We start from the raw sequence: 16,550 nt of genomic DNA, 5'->3' as shown, positions 1-16,550 counted from the left end.
GCAGTTTTAATGAATTCTCAATTTTTATTAGCTCTTTTTTAACATAAAATAGCCTACCGGCACATTATTTAACCCAAAACTTTTATATATTCAACCTTTGAAAAAATAATACATGTTAGAATTAGCGGGGATAATCATACTAGGAATATTAGCACAATGGGTGGCTTGGAAATTTAAGATTCCGGCTATTTTACCTTTAATTCTTATTGGATTATTGGTAGGGCCGTTTGCCGCCGAATTTTTCTCTGACGATGGCTCTAAATGGATAGAACCTATTTGGAATGGGAGAGAAGGTTTATTTCCAGGAGAAAGCTTGTTTTATTTTGTGTCGCTGGCCATAAGTATTATTCTATTTGAAGGTGGCTTGACTCTAAAATTAAGCGAGATTAAAAATGTAGCACCGTCAATTACAAAATTAATTACCCTTGGTGCAGCCGTAACGTTTTTTGGTGCGGCCATTGCGGCGCATTATACGTTTTACTTAAGTTGGGAAATGTCGTTTTTGTTTTCCGGATTAATCATTGTAACCGGACCTACGGTAATTACACCCATTTTAAGAAATATTCCGTTACCTAAAGATGTTTCTGCCGTGTTAAAATGGGAAGGTATTTTAATTGATCCTATTGGAGCATTAATTGCCGTTTTGGTATTCGAATTTATTAGTGTAGACGCTGGAGGTGAATTTACTAAGCGGGCTTTTATTGAGTTTGGAAAGATTGTATTATTCGGATTCTCTTTTGGATTTACATTTGCACATGCTTTAAACACGATTATTAACCGAAAATGGATTCCTCATTATTTATTAAATGTGTTTGCCTTAGCATCTGTTTTAGGTGTTTTTGTATTATCAGATTCTTTTGCGCACGAATCGGGACTTTTAGCCGTGGTTGTTATGGGAATGGTACTCGGAAATTCTAAATCGGCTTACTTAAAAGAATTACTTTATTTTAAAGAATCGCTTAGTGTTCTGTTAATTTCAATCTTATTTATTTTATTGGCTGCCAATATTAACATGAGCGATTTGTTACTTATTTTTAATTGGAATACAGCTGTTTTATTTGCGATTGTAGTCTTTATTATTCGTCCGATAGCCGTGTTTTTAAGTACGTATAAATCGACTCTAAAATTCAATGAAAAACTATTTATTAGTTGGGTTGGACCACGTGGTATTGTAGCGGCAGGTATTGCCTCCTTATTTGGTTTAAAATTGGCTAAAAGTGGCGTTCCAGATGCCGAATATATTACCCCATTAGTATTCATGATTGTGTTGGGAACAGTATTATTAAATGCCACAACAGCACGTATGTTTGCCAAGCTTATTGGTGTATTCTTGAAAAAATCTGAAGGTATTTTAATTGTAGGAGCTTCTAAGCTTTCTCGTCTTATAGGTCATTATTTAGAAGAAAACGGACGACATGTGGTGTTAATAGATAGTAACCAAGAAAATATTAAGAAGAGTGAAGAACTTGGATTAGAAGGGATTAATACCAATATTTATTCGGATACCTTAATGGATAATATCGAATTAAACGACGTCGGGTATCTTATGGCATTAACCGCAAGTGCCGATATTAATACGTATGCTATAAATAAATTTGGTGAACAATTTGGTGAAAATGGATCGTTTAGGTTATTAACAGCCGACGAAATGAGCAATAGCGATAAATTACCGAGAGAAGGTTTATTTGCGCAATCCGATGATTTTAATTCATTAAGTGAAGTCGCTCGTAAATTTCCAGCAGTTAATGAAATTGAAATAAAAGACAAATCTCACTTTATAAGCCTGTTAAAAATTAGCGATGCCGACGCAGATATTATTCCTATTTTTATTAAAAACAATAAGGGTGTGCTAGATATTATTTCGGCTTCAAATAAGGAGAAGCATATTATAGAACCTGGATTTAAATTAGTGTACATCGGAAAACCTTTTGATGTTGAGAAAATGTAGGATTTAGTACAAGATGTTATAGTAAAAGAGATAATGTTTAATACGAAGTATTAACGGAGATTACTGCTTGTTTTGTAACATGTTGTGAGTAAATAAATAGAGGTATTTAATGAATGCAAGTAAAATAGATATTCTTAATATCTTTCTCATATTTATATCATTATTTATTGCTATTAAAATTCCTTTTGAACTGTTTATATTCTCTTATGCCGCTTTAGGGCCTTTACATTATCTTACAGAAATAAATTGGCTCCATCAAAAGAACTATTTTATATCATCGCATAAAAATTGGTCAATTATATTAATTGTTTTAACCATCTTAATTAGCATTTATCCTATTGTTCAGTTTAGTGGTTTGGGATTAACTGAATCGGCAGAATATGTTATAAATCTATTAAAAGGGAAAACAAAACTGTTTTTATTAATAGGTTTTTTATTTGCAATAAGTTTAATTTTTTTGAAAAGCAATAAGGGTGTAGTCAGAGCTCTTGTTTTTATAATATTCTTTTCTTTTATCACCATTACCTTTTATCCTAAACCTTTTTTTATAATAGGAGCATTGCTACCAACTTTAATTCATGTTTACGTTTTTACTTTATTTTTCATTTTTTATGGTGCATTGAAATCTAGGAGTAAATATGGGTTTTATTTAGGCATTATATTATTTACCATTCCCTTTATTATATCATATATACCGGTTAAGTATTTAAACTATAATCCTTCAGAAGAAACCATTCAAACTTTTTTTAATACTGACATGATAAGTTTGAGTGAAATTGTTTCTAAACTTTTAAACGGATTTAAAGACGATAAGTTTCTTCCTTTTTCGGAATTAGGGATAAGAATTGAAATTTTTATAGCTTTTGCTTATACCTATCATTATTTGAATTGGTTTTCAAAGACATCAATAATAGGATGGAAGGATACTATTTCTAAACAGAAAGTTTTACTAATACTTTTAATTTGGGTGGCATCTGTAGGTTTGTATATCTATGATTTTAAGATAGGTTTAATTGCTCTGTTTTTTCTAAGTTATTTGCATGTTTTATTAGAATTACCATTAAACTTAATTACTATAAAAGGACTACTGTTTTTATCTAAATTTAAGCGTAATTAAAAGATTACTTTTCATAGATTGTTTGAATATTTACGTTTTAATTTCAAACTAAGACCTACCTCATATGTATTTCTGTGAAGGTTTTATCTACAATTAATTCTTGAGTTATTTTACTTCGTTCCAAAGTTTCAATGTTAATTTCTACATTATCAATTTCAATTTTAGTCATCTCAAAAGGAATCCCTATAAATTTCAATTTAAAGCGCGTATAAGGCGTTGTAAAAGTGCCTGTGGTATGTTGGTTTATAATTAATTCGTTTGCTTTACCAGTGAGTTTAAATTTACTCAAAATATAGCGTCCTTTTGTATAATCGTATCCATCATGTGCATCGTCAAATAACAGGGATTGTTCTTTTCCTAATTTGTAGCGGACTTCTAAAGTGATTTCGTCAAATTCTCGTTCGCCTACATATTGCTGAATCGGATATTTTGGAATGATGGTACCTTCTTTTATAAAAATCGGCATGGTGTCTAAATCGGCATCAACCCATATTTCTCTGCCACCATTTACCAGTGCGTTAGTCCAATGGTTATACCAATTTCCACGTGGAATATACATGCGTCTGCCTTTGGAATTTGGTTCTAAAATAGGACAAACTAAAATATCGTTGCCGTAGATAAATTCGTCTGTTCTGTAATGGGTTTGTATATCGTCTTGATCGAAGAGTACTAGCGATTTTAATATTGGTATACCTTCGTCTAAATATTGCCAAAAAGCCGTGTATAAATAGGGCAGAAGCTGGTATCGTAATTCTATAAACGCACGGACTATATCTGTAACTTCGTCGCCAAACATCCAAGGTTCTTGATCGCCATGATCTCCAGAAGAATGTGTTCTGCAAAACGGATGAAATACCCCAAGCTGAATCCAGCGTGTAAATAACTCGCCATTTGGTTGTTCTGCAAAGCCTCCAATATCACTTCCTACAAACGAAAAACCCGAAAGGGCCATACGTTGTGCTTGTACATTGGCAATCCATAAATGTTCCCACGTGGCCACGTTATCTCCTGTCCAAGTCGAGGAGTAGCGTTGCGTGCCTGCATAGGCGGCTCTAGTAATTACAAACGGACGCTTAGGGTAAGCAAATTTCTTTAATCCTTGGTAGGTTGCTCTGGCCATTTGCATGCCGTAAATATTATGTGCTTTTCTGTGGCTACACGGATTTCCGTCGTAATCGTGACGCACATCGTCCGGGAAGGTTTTGTTAGGAACTTCCATAATGGCAGGTTCGTTCATATCGTTCCAAACACCTTTTACACCTATATCTTCTACGAGTTCCTTAAATAAATCGGCCCACCAGGCTCTCACGTCTTTATTTGTGTAATCTGGAAAAACACACTGTCCGGGCCATACTTTTCCCTTCATATGTGGTCCGTCGGCACGTCTGCAGAAATAATCGTTGTCTAAACCTTCTTTAAAAATGGCATATTCTGGATCAATTTTAATTCCAGGATCAATAATAACGATGGTTTTAAATCCGTCCTCGGCTAATTCTTTAACCATGCGTTTCGGATCAGGGAAATACTCTTTGTTCCAGGTAAAACAGCGAAAGCCCTCCATATAATCGATATCTAAATAAATCGCATCGCAAGGAATTTGTAATGCTCTAAATGTTGAGGTGATTTCTTTGACTTTAGCCTCCGGATAATAACTCCATTTACATTGGTGATAGCCAAGAGTCCACATGGGTGGTAATTGATGAGGTTTTCCTGTTAAATCTGTATATTTTGAGACCACATCGTTCATTTTCGGTCCGTAAATAAAGTAGTAATTCATTTCGCCACCTACAGCCCAAAAACTAGTTACATTTTTGCGTTCATGAGAAAAATCGAAATTGGACCTAAAGGTATTATCGAAAAATACCCCATAAGACCGGCCGTGATGCAAACCGGTATAAAACGGAATGGATTTATATAAGGGATCGGTATATTTACCATAAGCGAACGAGTCTGATACCCAATTTTCGAAACGTTTCCCTTTTAGGTTTAAATGATCTGCTTTATCGCCAAGGCCGTAATAACTTTCACCGTCGTGAGAGACTTTACTCATTTTTACAATGTTACCACCATATTCGTAGCTTTCTTCCCAATGAAATCCGATCTCATCCTGACAAATTAAAGTGTTATCAACAGCATCGAACAACTTCACTTTTAGATTGCTTTTAAAGATTCTACATATCACCTTAGATGTGGTGATAATGTAAATATCCTTGGTTTCTTTAATATCTAAATAATTGTAACCTGTTTTGGCATATTTTGAAACGGCATACGAAAAATCATTTTCGAAATTACAATTTGTAGCATATCGGAAACGTAAAATACTATCTCGAACAATTGTAAGTTGGAGCACCACACCATTCTCAGTCCTAAAATGAAGTGTATCTATGTTTTTTTCGTAAGAAACGATATGATTGGGATACTGGTTTCCTTTCTGTTCTAATTCGGTATTAGTAATCATAAGCTATTAATTGGGATGTATATAAACCTAATAATTTTTTTCCAAAATATCGGTTGAGGCATTATAATTCTTTTGTGTGGAGTCCATTGCGTGCTATAAATACCTGCTAAAAACAAAAACGCATCACTCTGAAAGCGATTTCAGGATGATGCGTTTGTTATGTTAACTACTAATTTTATTTATATTTAAACACACAAATAGCTAAAGGCGGTACCAATATTGTAGCCGTAAATGGTTTATTATTCGTGGTGTTCTTTTTCACTTTAATGGCTTTAGTATTTAAATTGTTACCACCACCAAATTCTGAACTATCACTATTAAAAACTTCTACTAAACTGCCTTTTCTAGGCACTCCAATATCGTATTTTTCGTGGTAGTTCGGAGTGAAATTGCAAACAACAATAAGATCGTTTTTCTCGTCATGTCCTTTTCTAATATAAGACATGACTGCATTTTTATGATCGTCATAACTAATCCATTCAAATCCTGCCTGCGCAAATCCTTTTTCGTATAAAGCAGGTGTGTTTTTATAGAGTGTATTTAAGGTTTTTACGTAGCTTTTAGTCTGAATATGAGGTTTAAATTCTAATAAATTCCAATCTAAACTTGTTTGAAAATTCCATTCGTTATATTGACCAAATTCCGCTCCCATAAACAGTAGCTTAGTTCCTGGATGCGTGTACATATAACCTAACATGAGCCTTAAATTAGCAAAACGTTGCCATTCGTCTCCAGGCATTCTACCCAATACCGAGTTTTTACCGTACACCACTTCGTCGTGCGAAATAGGAAGCATAAAATGTTCTGAAAACGCATACGCTAAACTAAACGTAATTTCGTTTTGGTGATAACTTCTATAAATCGGATCTTTCTTAAAATAATCTAAGGTATCGTGCATCCAACCCATCATCCATTTCATACCAAAACCTAAACCACCATGTTCAACTTTATTGGTTACACCGGTAAAGGCTGTAGATTCTTCGGCAATGGTTTGTACACCATCGAACATAGAATATATGGCTTGGTTACATTCTTTTAGAAATGAAATAGCTTCAAGGTTTTCATTTCCGCCATAAATATTTGGTTCCCATTCTCCGTCTTCTCTAGAATAATCTAGATAAATCATAGAGGCCACAGCATCGACACGTAAGGCATCGACATGATAATTTTTAAGCCAATACACGGCATTACTTATTAAAAACGATCGTACTTCTGGACGTTCATAATTAAAAATTAAACTCTTCCAATCTTGGTGATACCCTTTTCTAATATCTGGATGTTCGTATAAATTAGACCCATCAAAATTTCCTAATCCATGAGCGTCTGAAGGAAAATGGGAGGGAACCCAATCTAAGATCACTCCAATATCTGCATCGTGAAAGGCGTCTATTAAGCCCATAAATTCTTGCGGTGTTCCAAATCTAGAAGTCGGAGCAAAGTAACCCGTAATTTGATATCCCCAAGACGGATCGTAAGGATACTCCATAATAGGCATAAATTCTACGTGTGTAAAATTTAATTCATTTACATAGTCTACTAAAGTTTTAGATAGCTCTGCATAGGTTAAAAAACGATCTTCTTCTACATTTTTCATCCACGAGCCTAAATGCACTTCGTAAACCGCATACGGTCTATCTAGTCCGTTTTTCTCGCTTCTATAAGACATCCAACTTTTATCTTTCCAGGTGTAATTGGAGGTTTCCCAAACAATAGAAGCTGTTTTTGGAGGATGTTCGCAACGCACAGCATAGGGATCTGCTTTTTCTGTTTTTACGTCATTAATATTGCTGGTAATGGCATATTTATATAAAGAGCCTTTACCAACATTAGGTATAAACCCTTCCCATATACCACTAGAATCCCAACGGACAAATAGCGGATGTTCTTCTGCGTTCCAAAAGTTAAAATCACCAATTACCGAGACGGATTTCGCGCTGGGAGCCCAAACCGAAAAGTAGGTCCCTTTTTCACCTTCATAGGTAACAATATGCGATCCGAATTTTTCGAATAGATTGTAATGTTTTCCTGATTTGAATAGGTTTATATCAAAGTCAGTAAATAAGCTAAAAGGTTTAACCTTTGTCATAGTAGTATGTTGTAAATCGCTTCAATATTAATTGAAGTAAAAAATATAATTAAAAGGAATTAAAGTACAAATCCTGATGGAATAATAGCTCCTTTTTTAATAACTACAATACCATCTCTAATTACATAAAGATCGGTTTCTGTATCTTCTAAATGTTTTCCTCCATTAATAGTTACATCGTCTCCAATTTTACTGTTTTTATCGATAATAGCATTGTTAATAACACAACGTTCACCGATACCAACAAGTATTTGGATGTGGTTTTTCTCGATTTCTTCTAGAGTTTCATAATAATCAGATCCCATAATATAGGCGTTGGTTATTACGGTATCTTTTCCAATACGGGCACGAATACCAATTACAGATTTTTCTATTTTTGAAGCTTGAATAATACAACCTTCAGCAATAACAGCTTCGTTTAATGTGGTTCCCGCTAATTTTGTAGTTGGAAGTATTCTTGCACGTGTATAAATACGCTGATCTTTATCGTATAAATTGAATTTAGGAATATCGTCCGTTAGTCCAATATTGGCTTCAAAGAAAGATTCTATGGTTCCGATATCTGTCCAATAGCCTTCATATTGATAACTATATACAGGGCGTTTACCAATAGCTTGTGGTATAATTTCTTTACCAAAATCGTTAGTAGACGGGTCGTTCATTAAATCTACTAACAATTGTTTATTGAAAACATAAATACCCATAGACGCTAAATAATGACGTCCTTCTTCTTTCATTTCGTCACTTACTTCAGATTCCCAACCTTTAATTAATTCACTGTTAGGTTTTTCGATAAATGAAGAAATCATACTGTTTTCATCGGTTTTTAAAATTCCGAAAGATGTCCCGTCTTTAGCATTTACAGGATAGGTAGCGACACTAATTTCGGCACCGCTTTGTATATGCTTTTCAATCATTTCATTAAAATCCATTTGATACAGCTGATCTCCAGATAGGATTAGAGCGTATTCAAAATCGTTTCTTAAAAAATGATGCATGCTTTGTCTCACGGCATCTGCTGTACCTTGAAACCAATTACTGTTAGACATGGTTTGTTCGGCAGCCAATACTTCTACAAAAGCTGAGCTAAAAAAACTAAAATGGTATGTGTCTTTAATATGTTTGTTTAACGAGGCAGAGTTAAACTGTGTAAGGACAAACATACGTTTGATGTCTGAGTTAATACAGTTTGAAATAGGAATATCAACTAAGCGGTATTTTCCTGCGATAGGAACAGCTGGTTTAGATCTGTCTTCTGTTAAAGGATAGAGTCTTGAACCTTGACCCCCACCTAAAATTATTGATAATACTTTGTTGTTCATCATAAAAAAGGATTTAATGAGTTATAGACGTTTATATATGATTTAGCTGAGGCATGCCAAGAATGGTCTATAGACATAATTTCAGATCTAGTTTGTTTAAATTTATCGGTGTAGTAGAAGGCGTTAGCACGTTCAATGGCTTCACAGACTTCTGAAACGGTTGCCGAATTATGGCAAATTCCGAATCCGCCATCTAAAATATCTTCTACCGTGTCTTTTAATCCGCCTACGCTGTTTACTACAGGAATAGTACCGTATTTTAAAGAATACATTTGGTTTAGACCACAAGGCTCTACACGCGATGGCATTAATAGAAAATCGGCTCCAGCATAAATAATGTGAGAGAGTTTCTCGTCGTAACCTATAAAAGCATTGTATTTATCACCAAATTTTGTTTTAAGGTTTCTAAGTTCGTTTTCCGTATGTTTTTCACCAGAACCCAGGAGTAAAATAGAGATGTCGTTACCAAATAAGGATTCTGAAAATATTTTAGGAAATAAATCGGCTCCTTTCTGTTCTACCAAACGTCCAATAAATGCAAAAAGGGGTCTGTTAACATCTAAATTAAATTCGTTACACAGCCATTCTTTATTGGCTTGTTTTCCTGCTTCTACCGTATCCTGATTGTAATTTTTAATTATTAAAGGATCGGTTTCTGTGTTCCAAACGTCGGTATCAATTCCATTTAAAATACCAATACATTTAGCATGCTCATTACTTAATAAGGTCTCTAGGCCATTGGCACTCTCTTTTAACTCGTCCATGTAGCTTGGAGATACTGTAGAAACAATCCAAGAACATTTTATAGCACAAGCTAAGGGGTTAATAAGATGGTTCCAATCTAATAAACCAACACGGCTGAATTTAAATTCAGGAATAAGATACACTAAATCGTGAGAAAAAGAACCTTGATATTGAGCATTATGTATTGTAAATGCTACAGGAATCTTCCTTAACATAGAATATCTGTACGATTCTTGAGCCATAAAAGGAATAAGACCGGTATGGTGATCGTGACAATGAATAACATCTGGTAATGTTTCACTCTGAGCAATCCAATCTAAAGCTGCAATTTGAAAAGCTAAAAATCGTTCTGTATCATCGGAAGTGTACACAAAATCTGAATACAAAAGCTCGGGAACGTCTACAAAGTAAATATCGAAACCTAAAGTATTATCTACTAAGGTTAAAATTCTAAAATCATAATCTGTTTCACCCATAAGAATAGTATCGTTATATACGGGCTTAAACTTATGTGTTTTAGTGAATTTGTTATTGTAGAAAGGCATTACAACTTGAGCCGTAGCTCCAAGTTCATTTTGGTATTTTGGTAGCGCACCTAATACATCTGCTAAACCTCCGATTTTAGCAATTGGATAACATTCGGCACTTAGATGAGTGATAATCATAGTTTATAAAATGGCATTTGTCCCTAAATTTAAAAATATTAATTGAATCCGTTATTATGATTTATATCTATTATTAAAAAAAAAGTTAATAGAATAAGTAATAATTTTTTTAGAATTAATTTTTATTAGAATTTTCGGGGATGGCTGGGCTATGAGCCCTGTATTTTACTGGAAATTAATTTATAGCAAAAAAAAAGACTGTCTTTTCAGACAGTCTTTTTATATAAAAATATAGTGAGTTTTTTAATCGTTTAATTTTAAAACGGCCATAAACGCTTGTTGTGGGATTTCTACATTTCCTACCTGACGCATACGTTTTTTTCCTTTTTTCTGCTTTTCTAAAAGTTTACGTTTTCTAGAGATATCTCCTCCGTAACATTTAGCGGTTACATCTTTACGTAAAGCTTTAATGGTTTCTCTAGAAATAATTTTAGCACCAATAGCAGCCTGAATTGGAATATCGAATTGCTGACGTGGAATTAATTCCTTCAGTTTTTCACACATTTTCTTTCCAATACTCTGCGCATTATCGGCGTGAATTAATGCAGAAAGTGCATCTACAGGTTGTGCGTTTAGTAAAATGTCTAATCTTACTAATTTAGACGTTTTCATACCAATAGGGTGGTAATCGAAAGATGCATATCCTTTAGAAACTGTTTTTAAACGATCGTAAAAATCGAATACAATTTCGGCTAGAGGCATATCAAACGTTAACTCTACACGCTCTGGTGTTAAGTAGGTCTGATTTAAAATCATACCACGTTTTTCAATACAAAGTGACATCACATTTCCTACGAAATCTGCTTTTGTAATGATGGTTGCTTTTATATAAGGTTCTTCAACTCTGTTTACTGTTGAAGGATCTGGTAAATCTGAAGGGTTATTTACAATAAATGGCGTATCTGGATTTTTATTTGTAAAAGCGTTGTAAGATACGTTGGGTACGGTTGTAATTACCGTCATATCAAATTCACGCTCTAAACGTTCCTGAATAATTTCCATGTGAAGCATTCCTAAGAATCCACAACGGAATCCAAAACCTAAAGCTGCAGAACTTTCTGGAAAGAACACTAACGAGGCATCGTTAAGTTGTAACTTTTCCATAGAGTTACGTAGCTCTTCGTAATCTTCTGTATCTACAGGGTAAATACCAGCGAATACCATTGGTTTTACGTCTTCGAAACCTTCAACTATATTTGTTGTAGGATTGTCAAAATCTGTAATAGTATCTCCTACTTTTACTTCTTTTGCTGTTTTAATCCCCGTAATTAGATATCCAACATCTCCAGCTTTTACACTTTTTTTAGCGACTTGGGTTAGTTTTAAAGTTCCCACTTCGTCGGCATAATATTCTTTAGCCGTAGCGACAAATTTAATTTTCTGTCCTTTTTTAATTTCACCATTAAAGACTCTAAAATAAGTTTCAATACCTCTAAATGTATTGTAAACCGAATCGAAAATTAAAGCTTGAAGCGGTTCGTTAGGATCTCCTTTTGGAGCAGGAATACGTTCAATTACGGCTTCTAAAATTTTATCTACTCCAAAACCCGTTTTTCCACTTGCATGAATAACATCTTCTGGATTACATCCTAAAAGTTCAACGATATCGTCTGTAACTTCTTCTGGATTTGCACTAGGTAAATCTACTTTATTAAGAATAGGAATAATTTCCAAATCGTTTTCTAAAGCTAAGTATAGGTTAGAAATTGTTTGTGCCTGAATACTTTGCGCGGCATCTACAATTAAAAGAGCACCTTCACACGCAGCAATAGATCGTGATACTTCGTAAGAGAAGTCTACGTGACCAGGAGTATCAATAAGGTTTAAAACATATTCTTCACCTTTATAGATATAATCCATTTGGATGGCGTGCGATTTAATGGTAATACCACGCTCGCGCTCCAAATCCATAGAATCTAATAGCTGATTTTGTTTTTCACGTTCGGTTACCGAACCTGTGTAATCTAATAAACGATCGGCTAAAGTACTTTTACCGTGATCGATGTGTGCAATGATGCAAAAATTTCTGATGTTCTTCATAAAGAAAAATATACCTGGCTTTAATCTGCAAATATAGGTGATTTACATTTGCTATTATGTTTTTTTTAAACAGGAGTTTTAATGACTAAAAAAAATATCAAATAAAAAAGTTTTTCCGTAAAAGTATTAGATTCATTTAACCTAAATTTGTAACTATCAACCTCTTTATATGTACATTAAGTTAATGCTCCTTCTTTTTTTATGCTCTTCTGTGTGTTTTTCTCAAGACATTCAGGTTTCCGGCTCTATAAAAAATGTAAATGACTTACCTATTGATTTTGCAAATGTTATTCTTACAAATTCAGAAGATGCTACTGTAGTCCATGGTACTACTAGCCAGGAAGATGGACGTTATATTTTAAATAATGTTGCGCTTGGATCCTACATTTTGGAGATTAGTTTTATTGGTTACACGACTTACAGAGCAAATTTAGAGATAGAGCGCACTACAGAAGTAGGTCCTATTGTGTTGGAAGAATCTACAGAGGAGTTAGCGACCGTAAACCTAGTATCTAATAAACCAACGTTTATAAAACAATCTGATCGCATTATATTTAATATAGAAAAAACCTCGTTAACAGAAGGAAGTGTTATGGATGTGCTAAGAAGTACGCCTGGTGTTTTAGTGATGAACGATGAAATTAGCGTGAAAAATAATACTAATATTATTTATTTAGTTAATAATAAAAGAGTGCATTTAACGGGAGAAGATCTGCAACAGTTATTAGCAGGAACAGATGCCTCTCATATAGAATCGGTCGAGGTTATTACCAATCCGTCTGCAAAGTATGATGCTGAAGGAGCGGCTGTGATTAATATAAATATGAGTAAAAATTTAATTACGGGTTACAATGGTAGTCTGTACGCAAATTATACTCAAGGTATTTATCCGAGATTTAATGCAGGGATGAATCATTTCTATAAAACAGAAAAACTAGACATTTTTGCAAACTACTCTTATGGAGAAAGTCAATTGTATCAATACAGTACAAGCGATGTTAACTTTATAGAAAATAATACTACAATAGGCACTTGGCACAGTGAAAACGATAGAGATACAAATACAAAATCTCACAATGCTAATGCTAATATAGATTATGCTTTTAACAAGGCTAATGTATTGTCTTTCGCGACCAATGTAAATGTAACGCCGTATTGGAAGCGTGAGGGATATATGGAAACGGAAGCTGTAGATTCTTCATTTAGTTCTATGAACAATATGGACGATTCTAAAGTGAACGTCGCAGCCAATTTAAGTTATGTAAACACATCTAAATCGGGAGATGTGTTTTCTGTGAATTTACACCATACCAATTATGATTACGATAGATATCAAGATATTCAATCCAAGTATTTTAATGTTAGTAATCAGCTAACAAGAAGCAATATTTTTAATTCGATGTCCGATCAAAAAACAAAAATATATTCTGCTCAGGCAGATTATAGTATGAGTTTTGAGCAGGAAATAGACTTAGAATTTGGTGTAAAATCATCGGTTATCGATTCTAAAAGTGGCTTAGATCAATATTATTTGAAAGAAAACAAGTATTGGAACGATGAAGAAAATAGCGGTGTTTTTGAATATAATGAAATTAATTATGCAGGATATATTAATGCCTCTAAAGCTTGGGAAACCTGGTATATATCTGCAGGATTACGTGGTGAGTTTACCGATGTAGAAGGGGAAATAAGCACCACTAATGAGAGTAATAGTTTCGATTATTTTAAATTATTTCCAACTTTAAATATCTCTAAAGATTTTAATGAAAATAATAGCTTGGGACTATCCTATGGCAAACGAATTGAAAGGCCTACGTACTCGTCTTTAAATCCGTTTAAATATTATTTTAACGATTATATTTATCTTCAAGGAAACCCTAATTTACAACCTACAATATCTCATTTAACCACGCTGTCTTACACTTTACAAGGGACTTATACTTTTGAGTTGTATTATCGTTACGAAAAGAATCCGACATCAGAATTAGTTTTTCAAGATAATAGTAGCAACGAGATTGTTTACAAACCTACAAATATGGAAAAATCGATCGATTATGGTTTCGATTTTTTAACGTTTAAACCCATAACGGGTTTTTGGTCTGTGTATTTTGTGAATTCTATTTTTCATACAAGAGACTACTTTACGGCGGCCCAAAGCGGGAATTCTACAGAATATAACGAAACGTGGTCTGTATACTCTAACATGATGAATTTCTTTACCTTTTTAGAGGATCGTAGTTTAAGTGGCGAAATTTCGCTGTTGTATATGGCTCCAATGATTAATGGATCGTCCGATGTGACTTCAAGAACGCAAGTAGATTTAGGAGTGAAGAAGAGTTTTAATAACGGGAAATGGGTAGCTTCGCTAAAAGCAAGTGATATTTTTAGAACTACAGATTTTACTGTTAAAAACAAATATTTAAATCAGGATAACCAGTATTACAGCCGATTTGACAACCAATGGTTTCGTTTAGGATTGCGTTATAATTTTGGAAATACTAGGTTAACTACCAATGAAAAAAATGAAAAAGAATTAAATGAACGTAATCGTTTGAATTCTGAAGGCTCACATAATTAGAGTTATTCTAATTGATTGACTTATAATGTTTTTATATCTTCTTTTTATTTAAATATTTATCTTATTTTTGAGCAACCATTTTTCATTATATGTCATTCAAACTAACATATTTATTATTATTTATATCATGCTTTTGCTTTGCTCAAGAAAATAAAATTTCTGGTAAAGTTCAAGACAATAATGGTGCTCCTATCGCCTATGCGAATGTTATTTTGGCAAATAAACAAGATGAAGCAAATATTTCAGGAACAATAACAAACGAAACAGGACACTTTGTTATCAAGAATATTGAAACCGGAACGTATAATTTAGAAATTAGTTTTGTAGGATATTCTAGTTATTCTACAGAGTTAGTTATAGATAAAGTGCTTTTCCTGAATTCTGTTGTTTTAAAAGAAATATCTCCAGAAGAGTTAGAGGTTATAGAAGTTATTGTTGAAGACGTAGATAAATAAAATTATGTATTAAATAAAAGTCGTCGAGTAATAATCTCTGCTTAATCTTTCAATTTAAATCCGTCATCTACAAAACATTAAAGAATTAGTATTTATTCCTCAATTTAAGTATTTTTGCTCACTTAAAAAATAGACTTTGGTTAAAATAGATACTATAGAACTTCCCGATTTTCCTTTGCTTTTAGCACCTATGGAAGATGTAAGCGATCCCCCTTTTCGAGCATTATGTAAAGAACAAGGTGCAGATGTGGTGTATACAGAATTTATTTCTAGCGAAGGGCTAATTCGCGATGCTGTAAAAAGCACTATGAAATTAGATATCTATGAAAAAGAACGCCCAGTGGGTATTCAAATATTTGGAGCTAATTTAGAAAGTATGCTTCAAACGGTAGATATTGTTACTGCCTCTAAACCCGATATAATCGATATTAATTTTGGATGTCCTGTAAAAAAAGTAGTCTCTAAAGGCGCTGGAGCGGGTATTTTAAAAGATATAGATTTAATGGTGAGTTTAACCGAAGCTATGGTAAAGCGCACTAATCTTCCTATTACTGTAAAAACCCGTTTAGGTTGGGACCACGATTCTATTCGGATTATGGAAGTTGCCGAACGTTTACAAGATGTTGGTTGTAAAGCGATTTCTATTCACGGACGTACACGTGCGCAGATGTATAAAGGAGATGCTGATTGGGGACCTATTGCCGATGTTAAAAATAATCCGAGAATGCATATTCCTGTATTTGGAAACGGAGATGTAGATACACCAGAAAAGGCCATGAAAATGCGAGATGAGTACGGTTTAGATGGCTGTATGATTGGTCGTGCTAGTATTGGAAATCCATGGTTTTTTAAGCAAGTAAAACACTTTTTTGAAACCGGAGAACATCTTGCTCCAATTACAATTGAAGAGCGTGTAGAAGCCGCTAGGCGTCATTTACAAATGGCTATAGACTGGAAAGGTGAGGTTTTAGGCGTTTTTGAAACCCGTCGTCACTATACCAATTACTTTAAAGGCATTCCGCATTTTAAAGAATACCGCCAGAAAATGGTGACTAGTGATGCTTCTAAAGATGTTTTTGATGCTTTTGATTTGGTATTAAACGATTTTTCCGATTATCAGTTTAAGCAATAAACTGC

10 protein-coding genes are annotated in these 16,550 nt (G+C 33.8%); 5 read left to right on the top strand and 5 right to left on the bottom strand.

Going from position 1 to position 16,550, the window contains the following annotated elements; all coding sequences use genetic code 11:
* The first annotated feature begins 112 nt into the window (after positions 1–112).
* Together AC0UBM_RS05580 and AC0UBM_RS05575 are read left to right on the top strand one after the other, a co-directional pair.
* The gene (locus AC0UBM_RS05580) at positions 113–1,948 is read left to right on the top strand and encodes a cation:proton antiporter (RefSeq protein ID WP_414035904.1); all 1,836 of its coding nucleotides are present in this window, start codon (positions 113–115) and stop codon (positions 1,946–1,948) included.
* Positions 1,949–2,057: 109 nt separating this feature from the next.
* Positions 2,058–3,065 (top strand): hypothetical protein, encoded by a 1,008-nt coding sequence (locus AC0UBM_RS05575; protein WP_475687987.1) that lies wholly within the window; start codon positions 2,058–2,060, stop codon positions 3,063–3,065.
* Positions 3,066–3,120: 55 nt separating this feature from the next.
* On the opposite strand, the gene AC0UBM_RS05570 is transcribed toward AC0UBM_RS05575, so the two are convergent.
* The 5 genes from AC0UBM_RS05570 to lepA form a co-directional block, all read right to left on the bottom strand.
* A complete protein-coding gene (locus AC0UBM_RS05570; RefSeq protein ID WP_475687986.1) occupies positions 3,121–5,523 on the bottom strand; it encodes a glycoside hydrolase family 31 protein in 2,403 nt (800 codons plus the stop codon).
* A gap of 175 nt (positions 5,524–5,698) precedes the next feature.
* On the bottom strand, positions 5,699–7,609 hold the full coding sequence (glgB, locus tag AC0UBM_RS05565; protein ID WP_475687985.1) for a 1,4-alpha-glucan branching protein GlgB: 1,911 nt from the start codon (positions 7,607–7,609) through the stop codon (positions 5,699–5,701).
* A 59-nt stretch (positions 7,610–7,668) separates the two neighbouring features.
* Positions 7,669–8,934, bottom strand: coding sequence for a glucose-1-phosphate adenylyltransferase (locus AC0UBM_RS05560; RefSeq protein ID WP_414035908.1), 1,266 nt, complete (start codon positions 8,932–8,934; stop codon positions 7,669–7,671).
* A complete protein-coding gene (locus tag AC0UBM_RS05555) occupies positions 8,931–10,340 on the bottom strand; it encodes a glycogen synthase (protein ID WP_414035909.1) in 1,410 nt (469 codons plus the stop codon). Before AC0UBM_RS05555 ends, AC0UBM_RS05560 begins: the two co-directional genes overlap by 4 nt.
* Before the next feature lie 243 nt (positions 10,341–10,583).
* Complete coding sequence (gene lepA, locus AC0UBM_RS05550; RefSeq protein WP_475687984.1) at positions 10,584–12,380, bottom strand: translation elongation factor 4; 1,797 nt, start codon at positions 12,378–12,380, stop codon at positions 10,584–10,586.
* Between the two features lie 184 nt (positions 12,381–12,564).
* On the opposite strand from lepA, the gene AC0UBM_RS05545 reads away from it, so the two are divergent.
* The 3 genes from AC0UBM_RS05545 (at position 12,565) to dusB (ending at position 16,545) form a co-directional block, all read left to right on the top strand.
* Positions 12,565–14,958 (top strand): outer membrane beta-barrel protein, encoded by a 2,394-nt coding sequence (locus AC0UBM_RS05545; protein ID WP_475687983.1) that lies wholly within the window; start codon positions 12,565–12,567, stop codon positions 14,956–14,958.
* Between the two features lie 89 nt (positions 14,959–15,047).
* Positions 15,048–15,413, top strand: coding sequence for a carboxypeptidase-like regulatory domain-containing protein (locus tag AC0UBM_RS05540; protein ID WP_414035912.1), 366 nt, complete (start codon positions 15,048–15,050; stop codon positions 15,411–15,413).
* A 136-nt stretch (positions 15,414–15,549) separates the two neighbouring features.
* Entirely contained in the window at positions 15,550–16,545 is a 996-nt protein-coding gene (gene dusB / locus AC0UBM_RS05535) for a tRNA dihydrouridine synthase DusB (protein ID WP_475687982.1), read from the top strand.
* Positions 16,546–16,550 lie beyond the last annotated feature (5 nt).

This window comes from Formosa sp. F44 (assembly GCF_056238645.1).
The sequence above is the reverse complement of the archived record's forward strand: the minus strand, read 5'-3'. Positions and strand labels throughout refer to the sequence as shown.

What these genes read in the sequence shown, in the direction of transcription:
- AC0UBM_RS05580 (WP_414035904.1), top strand. Translation starts at nt 113, where the DNA reads ATGTTAGAATTAGCGGGGATAATCATACTAGGAATATTAGCACAATGG.
- AC0UBM_RS05560 (WP_414035908.1), bottom strand. Translation starts at nt 8,934, where the DNA reads ATGATGAACAACAAAGTATTATCAATAATTTTAGGTGGGGGTCAAGGT.
- AC0UBM_RS05540 (WP_414035912.1), top strand. Translation starts at nt 15,048, where the DNA reads ATGTCATTCAAACTAACATATTTATTATTATTTATATCATGCTTTTGC.
- AC0UBM_RS05545 (WP_475687983.1), top strand. Translation starts at nt 12,565, where the DNA reads ATGCTCCTTCTTTTTTTATGCTCTTCTGTGTGTTTTTCTCAAGACATT.
- glgB (WP_475687985.1), bottom strand. Translation starts at nt 7,609, where the DNA reads ATGACAAAGGTTAAACCTTTTAGCTTATTTACTGACTTTGATATAAAC.
- lepA (WP_475687984.1), bottom strand. Translation starts at nt 12,380, where the DNA reads ATGAAGAACATCAGAAATTTTTGCATCATTGCACACATCGATCACGGT.
- AC0UBM_RS05575 (WP_475687987.1), top strand. Translation starts at nt 2,058, where the DNA reads ATGAATGCAAGTAAAATAGATATTCTTAATATCTTTCTCATATTTATA.
- AC0UBM_RS05570 (WP_475687986.1), bottom strand. Translation starts at nt 5,523, where the DNA reads ATGATTACTAATACCGAATTAGAACAGAAAGGAAACCAGTATCCCAAT.
- AC0UBM_RS05555 (WP_414035909.1), bottom strand. Translation starts at nt 10,340, where the DNA reads ATGATTATCACTCATCTAAGTGCCGAATGTTATCCAATTGCTAAAATC.